The following is a 10,742-nucleotide window of genomic DNA, read 5'->3' on the forward strand; positions in this document are numbered from 1 at the left end:
GAAAGATCGGGTTCGGGAGGGACTCTCTCGATCGGGGCGTAGCGAAGCGAAGCCGGCGATTGAGAAACCCGCGTAGCGCCTACTCAAGCATTGACCCCACCATCAACAGTGATCACCGACCCGGTGATGAACGCCCCACCAGCCCCGGCGACATGCGCAACGGTCGCCGCCAAATCTTCCGGCGAAGCATGCCGCCCAACAGCCGACAGCGCGAGAGTGCTCGCCGCCCGCGGCCCGTCCGCCGGGTTCATGTCCGTGTCGGTCGGCCCCGGCTGAACCACCACCGAAGTGATCCCGCGCGACCCCAGATCACGCGCGAACGCCCGGCTCATCCCCACCACGGCGGCCTTAGACGCCGCGTAGGCGCTCATCCCCGGCCGCGCCACCCGCTCGCCGAGCGTGCTGCCGATCGTGATGATCCGGCCACCGGCCGGCAGATGGCGCACCGCGGCCTTGGTCGCGACGAACACCGCCCGCACGTTGACCGCCAGCGTCCGGTCGAAGTCGGCGAGGCTCATCTCCTCGATCGTCCCGCGCGGGAAGATCCCGGCGTTGTTGACCAGCACGTCCAGCCCGCCCAGCGCTTCGGCGACCTGGTCCACCGCCGCGGTCAGCGCCTCGGCGTCCGCGCTGTCGGCCTGCAGCGCCAGCCCCTTCCGGCCGAGGCTCTCGATCGAGGCCACCACCTCGGCCGCCCGCGAGGCGGACTTCTCGTAGGTGACCGCGACGTGCGCCCCTTCTGCCGCCAGCTTCCGGGCGATCGCCGCCCCGATGCCCCTGCTGCCCCCGGTCACGAGTGCGACCTTGCCGTCCAGCGAACCCATGAGCCCTCCATTTCTGTAGTGATCGGCACAGAAGTTAGGGCGACTTCTGTGCCGACCGCTATAGAATGCGAACCATGTCACCACGCGGCCGTCCGAGGGCCTTCGACCGGGACGCGGCCCTGGATGAGGCGATGTACGTCTTCTGGGAGCGCGGCTACGAGGGCACGTCCTTGTCCGACCTGACCGCCGCCATGAAGATCGGCTCACCGAGCCTGTACGCGGCCTTCGGCGGGAAGGAGGCGTTGTTCCGGGAGGCGATCGAGCGCTACCGCGAGCGGTTCGGGCACCGGCCGCCGGAGGGGGAGACCGCGCGCGACGCCGTCGAGGCCTGGTTGCGGGAGAGTGCCCGCGGGTACGTCGAGGAGGGGCACCCGCGCGGGTGCATGGTCGTGCTGGCCGCGCTCAACTGCACGGAGCAGAACCGGCCGGTCCGCGAATTCCTCGCGGCGAAGCGGCGGAACAACCTGACCGGAGTGGCGGCCCGCTTGCGGCGCGCGGTCGCGGAGGGGGACCTGCCCGAAGACGCCGACATCGAGGGAATCGTCCGGTTCTACGGCACGATTCTGCACGGGATGTCGATTCAAGCGCGAGATGGCGCCGAACTCGCCGACCTGGAAGCGGTCATCGACACGGCGATGTCCGCGTGGCCGCGATTTCTGGGAAAAAAGACGGCACCCGGCTGACGGGCGTTCACCCGGGTGCCGTCCGCCTTTTCCGTTCCGGCTACTGGCCGGAAAGGGTGAGCTGCGGTTTCCCGGTGCGGATGATCGTCTCCCGCTCGGCTTCCGACAGCCCGCCCCAGATCCCGTACGGCTCGTGCACCGCGAGCGCGTGTTCCCGGCACAGTCGCAGGACCGGGCAGGACTGGCAGATCGCCTTCGCCCGGGCCTCCCGGCGCGCTCGCGCCGGCCCCCGCTCGCCATCCGGGTGGAAGAACGCGCCGCTGTCCATCCCCCTGCACGACCCCCGCAGCTGCCAATCCCAGATATCGGCGTTCGGGCCCGGGAGCCTACGCGTGTCTGCCATCGTGACCGCCCTCCGATTCGGTCGTGCCACCCCTGCTTAGCCGCCCGGCGATTACTCCGAATGGCGCAACGGCGGTAACGTTAGAAGCGCGCCAATAGTTGTTCAAGGGAATCCCGCTGATTCAGCCGTTAGGTTTCCCCCGGATGCGTGAGATCAGGGCCGTAAACAGGGGAAATGACGAAACCGATTCAGGTTGCCCCGTTCGAGTGGTACCGGGATATTGGGTCGGGTGAGCCGTCCCAGGGGTGCCGGTCAGGCCGAGCCGACGATGCCCGTGGCCGCCGTCGCCCGGCGGCTCGGGGTCGCGCCCTCGACCCTGCGCACCTGGGACCGCCGCTACGGCCTCGGCCCGAGCAGGCACACCGACGGCAAGCACCGCCGCTACTGCGCCGCCGACATCGGCCGGCTCGAACTGATGCAGCGCGCGCTGCTGCGCGGCGCTTCGACCGCGGAGGCCGCTCGCTACGCGCTCCAGCAGATGCCGAAGTCGTTCGGCGCCGCCCCGGAGATCGCGGCCCAGCCGCTGCCGCCGCCGGCCGAGCAGCTCAGCGCCGCGCAGAACGGCGCGGCCGCCCGCCGGCTGCGTGCGGCCGCGGTCGCGCTCGACGGCCGCGCGGTGCAGCAGACCCTCGACGACGCGATCGGCAGCGTCGGCGTCCTCGACGCATGGGAGGGCGTGATCGCCCCGGTCCTCGACGCCTGCGGGGCCGGCTGGCCGGGCACCCCGGCCGGAGTCGAGGTGCAGGCGATGCTGAGCGAGTGCGTGCTGGCCGCCGTAGTGCGCGCGACGCCGGTGCTCGACCACCCGCGCAACCAGCGCCCGGTCCTGCTCAGCCGCGTTCCGGACGAGCAGGACGCGTTGTCGCTGCACGTGCTGGCCGCGGGCCTCGCCGCGCGGCGCATCGGCTCGCAGCTCTTCGGGCTGCCACTGCCCGGTCCCGCGTTGTCCGCGGCTGTCCGGCGCAGCTCACCCGCGGCCGTGGTGCTCTGGGCCGACCGCGCGGGCAACGCCGATCCGGAGCTGTTCCCCGAAGTGTCCCGCGGCGGCCTGCGCAGCCGCCTGTTCGCCGCCGGCCCCGGCTGGCGCGCCCCGGAGCTGCCGGATCGCGTCGAACAGCTGTCCGGACTGCGGACGGCGGCTGACCGGATCGAGTACGTCCTGGTAGGGAAGTAACGTGCACGAGATCGAACTCCGACGAGCGGCCTTCGGCGACCGTCCGGCGCCGCCGCCGGACGTGCTCGCCGCCGCTGGCCCGCCCAGGCGGCGCCTGCTCGGCGCGATCGTGCTCGGCGCACAGGGCCGCTACGCGGCTGCCACCACCCTGCTCGACGAGCTCGCCCGCGACCGGGATCAGGTGGTCGCCGCACTGGCGCTGGCCACCCTCGCCTCGCACCGCCGTCAGCTCGGCGGCCACGCCGTCGCCCGCGGGCTCGACGGCGCCGCGCTGCGCCAGGCCGTCATGGCCGTGTCGGAGCCGGACCCGGACGGCCTGGACGCTCGCGGCGCGCTCGCGGACGCGCTCCTCGGGCTGGCCGCCGACCATCTGGGCACCGGGCGGCTCACCGCGTCGCGACGCGTCCTGGACCGAGCCGCGGGCGCGGTGGACAACTGGCGGACCCGGACCCGGCTCGGCTGGGTCACCGCGGAACTCGCGCTCGCCTCGGGCGACGCGCAGGCCGCGGTCGGACCGGCCGAGGTCGCTCTCGACGAAGCCACCGCTGCCGGATCGATCCGGCACACGGTCAAGTCCCAGCTGGTGCTCGCCGCGGCGCTGGGCACCATCGGGCAGAAGCGAAGAGCCGGGGAGCTCGTCTCGGGCGCGCTGGCGGACGCGGACAAGTACGAGCTGTCCTCGCTCAGCTGGCCCGCCGGGCTGATCGCGGCCGATCTGTGGCCCGCCGACGCGGACCGCCACCGATCGCGGACGGCCGCGGTGTTACACGCAGTGTTACTGGGCTCCGATCCCGGAGGGAGGCGGCTGGCGCATGGTTCTCCGTGGGTACCGGTCTGACCCCGGGTGCGGGGCTCCCGCCGGCCATACCGACATCCGGGCGAAGAAGTTCCAAAAAAAGCCACCGGATCGTGTCAAGGTACGGCCTCAAGCGTCCGATAGGGGATATGGAATGTCACCCGGCTGCAGGAAGGAACACCCGTGACGACGGTCTTGATCTGCGACGACCGACGCAGTGTCCGCGAAGGGCTCACCCGCGTGATGTCTGCTGTCCCCGGTGTCAGTCGCATCGACTGTGTAGCGCACGGTGACGAGTTGCTGGCCCGGTACTCGCGGCAGCCGGTCGACGTCGTGCTCGTCGGCACCCAGCGCGCGATGCCGGCCGGGGTGGAGGCGACTCGGCGGCTGGTGTCCGCCAACCCTCAGGCCAACGTGATCGTCTTCGGCGCGCCGGACGACGCCGGCAGCATCGCCGCCGCCATCGCCGGCGGGGCCCGCGGCTACCTGCGCTGGGACGCGTCCCGGCCGGAGCTGGTCGCCGCGCTCGCGCACACCCTCGCCAGCACCTCGGTGCCCGCGCCCCGCCAGCCCGCCGACCCCGGCGTGCAGCTCACCGAGCGCGAGCTGCAGGTGCTGCGCGGCATGAGCCAGGGCAAGAGCAACGGCCAGATCGGCCGTGAGCTGTACCTCTCCGAGGACACCGTGAAGACCCACGCGCGCCGGCTGTTCCGGAAGCTCGGCGTGCGGGACCGTGCGCAGGCCGTGGCGCACGGCTTCCGCCGGGGTCTGGTCTCCTGACGCGGACGCGCGGATTCAGCGAGAAATTTTCGTGTTTCCGCGCGCCGCTTCGCTCGATCGCCCCCCTGCGAACCACATCCGTGCGATACTGGGCGGCCTCGGTTCGGCGAGGCCGGCGCGGCTGTAGAGCCGACCACGCATACGCGACACCGGCGTCGCCAGGTACCGTAGGCCTCACCGGTGTGAGCGATGCGGGGATTGCCGCGCCGTTAATTTTGCACGCCTACACGTAACGCTGGGACTGTTGTCTGCGATGGCCAATGTGGGGGACGGGCTGGATGAGCCAGTCGCCGCCGCTGTCGAGGGGGATCCCCAGGCGGTGGAGCGGCTGCTGGCCGCTATCCGTCCCCTGGTGGTGCGGTATTGCCGTGCCCGGGTCGGACGACAGGAGCGGTCGTTCGCCTCGGCAGACGACGTTGCCCAGGAGGTGTGTCTAGCAGTGCTCACGGCGTTGCCTTCGTACCGTGACCAAGGGCGCCCGTTCCTGGCCTTTGTGTACGGCATCGCCCAGCACAAGGTGGCCGACGCGCATCGGGCCGCCGCGCGCAACCGGGCCGAGCCCGTCGCCGAGATCCCCGACGAGATCGAGGGCGACATCGGGCCGGAACAGCGCGCCTTGCAGGGGGAGTTGAACGAGCGCATGGCACAGCTGCTCCGGGTTCTGCCCGACAAGCAGCGGGAGATCGTGGTGCTGCGCGTGGTCGTGGGCCTGTCCGCCGAGGAGACCGCGGAAGCGGTCGGCTCGACGCCGGGTGCCGTCCGCGTCGCGCAGCACCGCGCGCTGGCCCGGCTCCGCAAGGCGCTGGCGTCCGAGGAGGTGGCCTGAGTGACCGATCGCGAAGACGTCAGACGTGAGCTCGACGAGCTCGAGTTCGAGTCGACCCTGAGTTCGTCGCGGGCGGAGTTCGAGGCGGACCTCACCGCGATCCGCGCGGACGACGGTCTGCTGGACTCGCTCGGCGGGTCCGACCCCGGCATCGCCGACGACCTGGGTGACCAGGAACTCAACGCCCTGCTGCTGTCCTGGCGACGGGACATCGACAGCGAGCCGCTCGCCGAGCTCATCGACACCGACACCGCCGTCACGACGATCAAGACGGCCGCGCTGGCCCGCCGCCACGGGCAGCGGGCGCGCCGTCGCCGCCTGCTCGTGCCGGTCGCCACGGCCGCCGCCGTCCTCGCCATCGGGTTCACCGGCACCAGCATCGCCGCGCGGGACGCGCAGCCCGGCGACACGCTGTGGGGCCTGACCAAGGTGCTCTACGCCGACCACGCGCGGTCGGTCGAGGCCGCCTCCGCGGCCCGCATCGACCTGCAGCAGGCCAGCATCGCCCTCTCGCAGGGCCGCATCGCCGAGGCGCAGCAGGCGCTCGCCGAGGCCGCCGCGAAGCTGAGCCAGGTCACCGAGGAGGAGAACCTCAGCCAGCTGATGGCGGAGCACCAGCAGCTCGCGTCGATGCTGCCGGACTCGGGCACCACCACGCCGGAATCGCCGACCTCCCTGCCGACCTCGGCCGCGCTGCCGCCGCCTAGCTCGACGAAGTCGCCGTCCTCGTCGACCACGACGAGCCCGCAGCAGACCACGACGCCGACCCCGTCGGAGAGCAGCACGACCTCGCCGTCCCCGACGACCGAGAGCAGCACGACGCCACCCGGCGACGGCACCTCGGGCAGCACGGTGCGCTACGACACGCCGGACTCGGGCGCCGGCCAGGCGCCGGCCGGTGTGGACACCGGCACCAGCTCGAACTGATCCGTCTCATGAGAGGACCCGGCCGGGAGCGGCCGGGTCTTCGTCATGTCCAGGTCCCGCCCCGGACATGGCGAAGGCCCGGCCTCCCGCGGCCGGGCCTTCTCGTGGAAACAGTCAGTAGGCGCTTTCGGTGGTCGTGATCCCGTCCGCGAAACCGCGGCAGTAGTCCCAGCTCACGTAGTCAGCCGGGTTGGGGTCGAAGGCCGGCTCGTGCGGGCGCATCCGCCCGTCCGCGAGCAACTGCTCGAGGCTCGCGCGCAGCAGGTGCCAGTCGTGGAAGTGCGGTTGATCGCACTCACCGCAATCGACCACGATCCCGCGGACTCCGCGGGGCTCCAGCAGCGCCTGGTAGACCGCGAGGTCCGACAGGTCCGCCAGCAACTCGGCGCGCGCCTGCGCGTCCATCGGTTCGGCCAGCTCGTCGTCCCCGATGCCGGCGAGCTCCCGCGCGGGGTCGTCCGGGTCGTCGGCGAACGGGTCGGGGGGCAACACTTCGTGCGGCACGCGTCGCACCGTACCTGCCCGACCGGGTTGCTTGTCCAGGGCCTTTCAGTCCCTCCAAACAGGGGCGAGTTTCCCCGGTCACGTCTGGCCCCAGTCCGGCGGTTGCCGGGACGGGGGCCAGATACCATCGACGGAAGGTTCACCCGCCACCGCCAGGAAGGTCAGCCACCCACATGACGAGCGAGTTCGCCCCGGAAGACAAGTTCGCGATGCTCGGGTTGACCTTCGACGACGTGCTGCTGCTGCCGGCCGAGTCGGACGTCGTGCCCAGCAACGTCGACACGTCGACCCGGCTGTCCCGCAACATCACCCTGCGCATCCCGCTGGTCTCCGCGGCGATGGACACGGTCACCGAGGCCCGCATGGCGATCAGCATGGCCCGCCAGGGCGGCATGGGCGTCCTGCACCGCAACCTGCCGATCGAGGAGCAGGCCGCGGCGGTCGAGGTCGTCAAGCGGTCCGAGGCGGGCATGGTCACCGACCCGGTCACCTGCTCGCCCGACGACACGCTCGCCGAGGTCGACGCGCTGTGCGCACGGTTCCGCATCTCCGGCCTCCCGGTCACGGACGCGTCCGGCACGCTGGTGGGCATCATCACCAACCGCGACATGCGGTTCGAGCTGGACCACAGCCGCCCGGTCAGCGAGGTGATGACCAAGGAGAACCTGATCACCGCGCAGGTCGGTGTCACCGCGGACGCGGCGCTCGGCCTGCTCCGCCGCCACAAGATCGAGAAGCTGCCGATCGTCGACGGCGCGGGCAAGCTGCGCGGGCTGATCACCGTCAAGGACTTCGTCAAGACCGAGCAGTACCCGCACGCCACCAAGGACCCGGACGGCCGCCTGGTCGTCGGCGCGGCGGTCGGCGTCGGCGCGGCCGGTCACCAGCGCGCGATGGCGCTCGCCGACGCGGGTGTGGACGTGCTGATGGTCGACACCGCGCACGGCCACTCGCGTGCGGTCATCGACATGGTCGCCACGCTGAAGAAGGAGCTGGGCGACACGGTCGACATCGTCGGCGGCAACGTCGCCACCCGGGCCGGCGCGCAGGCGCTGGTCGACGCGGGCGCGGACGCGGTCAAGGTGGGCGTCGGCCCCGGGTCGATCTGCACCACCCGCATCGTCGCCGGGGTCGGCGTGCCGCAGATCTCCGCGATCTACGAGGCCGACAAGGCGTGCCGCCCGGCCGGTGTGCCGGTGATCGGCGACGGCGGCATCCAGTACTCGGGCGACATCGCCAAGGCCATCACGGCCGGCGCGTCCACCGTGATGCTGGGCAGCCTGCTGGCAGGCACCGCCGAGTCCCCGGGCGACCTGATCCTGGTCAACGGCAAGCAGTTCAAGACCTACCGCGGCATGGGGTCGCTGGGCGCGATGCAGTCCCGCGACGGGCGCAAGTCGTACTCGAAGGACCGCTACTCGCAGGACGACGTGCTGAGCGAGGACAAGCTGGTGCCGGAGGGCATCGAGGGCCGCATCGCGTTCCGCGGACCGCTGGCCAACGTCGTGCACCAGCTCGTCGGCGGGCTGCGTTCGGGCATGGGCTACGCGGGCGCGGAGACGATCGAGCAGCTGCAGAAGGCGCAGCTGGTGCGGATCACGGCCGCGGGCCTCAAGGAGAGCCACCCGCACGACGTCACCATGACGGTCGAGGCGCCCAACTACACCTCTCGGTGACCCCCTGCGCGCGGGTCACACCGATGGCCTAGCGACAATGGGCCGTCAACTACTGGCGGCGAGAAGGGACCTGACGTGCGCGATCTGGTCGAGATCGGCATGGGACGCACCGCGCGGCGGGCGTACGACCTCGATGACGTGGAGATCGTCCCGTCCCGGCGGACCCGGTCGTCGGCGATCGTGTCCACCGCGTGGCAGATCGACGCCTACCGGTTCGACATCCCGCTGGTCACCCACCCGACGGACGCGGTGGTGTCGCCGGACACGGCGGTCGAGATCGGCAAGCTGGGCGGGCTGGGCGTGCTGAACGCCGAGGGCCTGTGGGCCCGGCACGCCAACGCCGAACAGGCGCTGCTCCGCCTGGTGGACGCTGCGAAGGACGAGGACCGCACCGCGCTGGTCCGCACCCTGCAGGAGCTGCACTCCGCGCCGGTGCAGCCGGAGCTGCTGACCGAGGCGATCCGCCGGGTGCGCGAGTCGGGCGTGACCGTCGCGGCGCGGGTGAGCCCGCAGCGCGCGGCCGAGCTGACGCCGCACCTGATCGCGGCCGGGGTCGAGATCCTGGTCGTGCAGGGCACGATCATCTCCGCGGAGCACGTCGCCCACGACGACGCCGACCCGCTGGACCTCAAGGACTTCATCGGTGGCCTGGACGTGCCGGTGATCGCCGGTGGCGTGTCCGACTACCGCACCGCGATGCATCTGATGCGCACCGGCGCGGCGGGCGTGATCGTCGGCCACGGGTACACGCCGGGCGTGACGAGCACCGACCGCGTGCTGGGCATCGGGGTGCCGATGGCGACGGCGATCATCGACGCGGCCGCCGCCCGGCGCGACTACCTCGACGAGACCGGCGGCCGGTACGTGCACGTGCTGGCGGACGGCGGGATGACCAGCTCGGGCGACATCGCGAAGGCGATCGCCTGCGGCGCCGACGCCGTGGTGGTGGGCGCCCCGCTGGCCGCGGCGTCCGAGGCGCCCGGCCACGGCCTGTACTGGACCGCGGCGGCCGCGCACCCGAACCTGCCGCGCTCGCGGGTCGCCGCCGGGCCGGACATCGAGGTGGACCTGAAGACGCTGTTGTTCGGCCCGTCGTCCGACGCGGAGGGCTCGATCAACCTGTTCGGAGCCCTCCGCAGGGCGATGGCCAAGACGGGCTACTCGGACCTCAAGGAGTTCCAGCGGGTCGGCCTCTCGGTGCGCGGCTGACGGTCGCTGGTCCGGAGCGCGTCACGGCCGCGTCAGCGTGCCCTCGACGAGCGTCGTCTGGCCGGTCACGTACTCGCTCCACACGCCGGCCGCCACTTCGGACCCCGGCTTCGCAAAGCTCTGCACGAAGCTGTGTCCGTTGTGGACCGCGCCGAACGTCACGGCGAACGCCGACGTGCTCGGCCGGTCCTGCGGCGGCGTGTCGTTCGGCGGCACGATCTCGTTCAGCCCCCAGCCGTAGTCGTCGCGGTAGTCGCCCGCCACGCGCTCCAGCGTGTTCTCCAGGATGGCCCCGCTGACCGGGATGTGGATCAGCACGCCGCGCCTGCCGTGGTCGAACGTGGTGTTGAAGACCAGCACCTCGCCCGCCCCGCCGCGGTAGAACTCCGCCCGCCCGGAGCCGACCAGGGAACCGTCCGGGCACGCCGCCGCGCCCTGCGTCTCGATCACCGACCGGTCGCACGTCGGGAACAGGTGCGGGTTGAAGCGCACCGACCGGTCGAACAGGAACACGAACTCGCGCGGGGCGGCCGGCTCCACGCCGGTCGTCGTCGAGCGCCGGGCGTCGAACGTGATGGTCACGCCGAACCGCGAACCGCCGTCCGGGGCGTACACCGCGGTGCCGGTGTCGATGTTCACCGGCCCCGCCACGTCGGGCTCGTACGGCCGCTGCGGGCCGTAGGGCGTCGGGTGCGGGTGCGTCTCGGCAGCCGCGGCCGGGGCGATGGTGAAGGCGAGGGCGGCGGCCATCAGGCCGGCGAGCAGACGTGCACGCATGATCGGTTCCTCCCAGTCTGTCTGTTTTCGACGTGTCTCGAATAGTCCTCCGGAGCAGTAGAGTCTTCGTTAAGTGTCGAAGAGAGCTGAGAACATCGTCAGGAGGACAAGCCCGTGCCACTCGGCCGCTGGTCCGGCATCGCGCACCCGGAGCTCGACGAGATCACCGTCGACGACGTGCTGCACGCGCTCGCCGACCCCACCCGACGGGCGATCCTCCGCC

12 protein-coding genes are annotated in these 10,742 nt (G+C 71.8%); 8 read left to right on the plus strand and 4 right to left on the minus strand.

The features are described from left to right. Window positions 1–83 precede the first annotated feature (83 nt). Window positions 84–824 (minus strand): 3-oxoacyl-ACP reductase family protein, encoded by a 741-nt coding sequence (locus ACCP09_RS38640; protein ID WP_433753977.1) that lies wholly within the window; start codon window positions 822–824, stop codon window positions 84–86. 74 nt (window positions 825–898) lie between these two features. On the opposite strand from ACCP09_RS38640, the gene ACCP09_RS38645 reads away from it, so the two are divergent. Next, complete coding sequence (locus ACCP09_RS38645; RefSeq protein ID WP_208722366.1) at window positions 899–1,507, plus strand: TetR/AcrR family transcriptional regulator; 609 nt, start codon at window positions 899–901, stop codon at window positions 1,505–1,507. A 40-nt stretch (window positions 1,508–1,547) separates the two neighbouring features. On the opposite strand, the gene ACCP09_RS38650 is transcribed toward ACCP09_RS38645, so the two are convergent. Then, window positions 1,548–1,850, minus strand: coding sequence for a WhiB family transcriptional regulator (locus ACCP09_RS38650; RefSeq protein ID WP_123683966.1), 303 nt, complete (start codon window positions 1,848–1,850; stop codon window positions 1,548–1,550). A gap of 274 nt (window positions 1,851–2,124) precedes the next feature. On the opposite strand from ACCP09_RS38650, the gene ACCP09_RS38655 reads away from it, so the two are divergent. From ACCP09_RS38655 to ACCP09_RS38675, 5 genes are all read left to right on the plus strand, one after another. Then, window positions 2,125–3,024: a MerR family transcriptional regulator gene (locus ACCP09_RS38655; RefSeq protein WP_433753984.1), complete on the plus strand. Its 900-nt coding sequence runs from the start codon at window positions 2,125–2,127 to the stop codon at window positions 3,022–3,024. Between the two features lies 1 nt (window position 3,025). Then, window positions 3,026–3,862 (plus strand): hypothetical protein, encoded by an 837-nt coding sequence (locus ACCP09_RS38660; protein WP_027932578.1) that lies wholly within the window; start codon window positions 3,026–3,028, stop codon window positions 3,860–3,862. Between the two features lie 141 nt (window positions 3,863–4,003). After that, window positions 4,004–4,600, plus strand: coding sequence for a response regulator transcription factor (locus tag ACCP09_RS38665; protein ID WP_017986686.1), 597 nt, complete (start codon window positions 4,004–4,006; stop codon window positions 4,598–4,600). A 253-nt stretch (window positions 4,601–4,853) separates the two neighbouring features. Next, window positions 4,854–5,426 carry a sigma-70 family RNA polymerase sigma factor gene (locus tag ACCP09_RS38670; RefSeq protein WP_026153775.1) on the plus strand — a complete coding sequence of 191 codons (573 nt, stop codon included), beginning with the start codon at window positions 4,854–4,856 and terminating at the stop codon, window positions 5,424–5,426. Then, window positions 5,427–6,353, plus strand: coding sequence for an anti-sigma-D factor RsdA (locus ACCP09_RS38675; RefSeq protein ID WP_017986688.1), 927 nt, complete (start codon window positions 5,427–5,429; stop codon window positions 6,351–6,353). 114 nt (window positions 6,354–6,467) lie between these two features. Here ACCP09_RS38675 and ACCP09_RS38680 read toward each other — a convergent pair whose 3' ends face one another. Next, the gene (locus tag ACCP09_RS38680) at window positions 6,468–6,857 is read right to left on the minus strand and encodes a DUF5319 domain-containing protein (protein ID WP_017986689.1); all 390 of its coding nucleotides are present in this window, start codon (window positions 6,855–6,857) and stop codon (window positions 6,468–6,470) included. A 173-nt stretch (window positions 6,858–7,030) separates the two neighbouring features. Here ACCP09_RS38680 and guaB point away from each other — a divergent pair, with 173 nt between their 5' ends. Beyond that, window positions 7,031–8,533: an IMP dehydrogenase gene (gene guaB / locus ACCP09_RS38685; protein WP_027932577.1), complete on the plus strand. Its 1,503-nt coding sequence runs from the start codon at window positions 7,031–7,033 to the stop codon at window positions 8,531–8,533. A gap of 75 nt (window positions 8,534–8,608) precedes the next feature. Beyond that, the gene (locus tag ACCP09_RS38690) at window positions 8,609–9,742 is read left to right on the plus strand and encodes a GuaB3 family IMP dehydrogenase-related protein (RefSeq protein ID WP_123683961.1); all 1,134 of its coding nucleotides are present in this window, start codon (window positions 8,609–8,611) and stop codon (window positions 9,740–9,742) included. A 21-nt stretch (window positions 9,743–9,763) separates the two neighbouring features. On the opposite strand, the gene ACCP09_RS38695 is transcribed toward ACCP09_RS38690, so the two are convergent. After that, entirely contained in the window at window positions 9,764–10,519 is a 756-nt protein-coding gene (locus tag ACCP09_RS38695) for a hypothetical protein (protein WP_433753982.1), read from the minus strand. Window positions 10,520–10,742 lie beyond the last annotated feature (223 nt).

Origin of the sequence: Amycolatopsis sp. 3B14 (assembly GCF_050958625.1) — a bacterium.
Classification (GTDB): Bacteria; Actinomycetota; Actinomycetes; order Mycobacteriales; family Pseudonocardiaceae; genus Amycolatopsis_E; species Amycolatopsis_E thermoflava.

Excerpts from the sequence above, each read along its gene's own strand:
- ACCP09_RS38645 (WP_208722366.1), top strand. The coding sequence starts at position 899 with ATGTCACCACGCGGCCGTCCGAGGGCCTTCGACCGGGACGCGGCCCTG.
- ACCP09_RS38650 (WP_123683966.1), bottom strand. The coding sequence starts at position 1,850 with ATGGCAGACACGCGTAGGCTCCCGGGCCCGAACGCCGATATCTGGGAT.
- guaB (WP_027932577.1), top strand. The coding sequence starts at position 7,031 with ATGACGAGCGAGTTCGCCCCGGAAGACAAGTTCGCGATGCTCGGGTTG.
- ACCP09_RS38640 (WP_433753977.1), bottom strand. The coding sequence starts at position 824 with ATGGGTTCGCTGGACGGCAAGGTCGCACTCGTGACCGGGGGCAGCAGG.
- ACCP09_RS38695 (WP_433753982.1), bottom strand. The coding sequence starts at position 10,519 with ATGCGTGCACGTCTGCTCGCCGGCCTGATGGCCGCCGCCCTCGCCTTC.
- ACCP09_RS38670 (WP_026153775.1), top strand. The coding sequence starts at position 4,854 with ATGGCCAATGTGGGGGACGGGCTGGATGAGCCAGTCGCCGCCGCTGTC.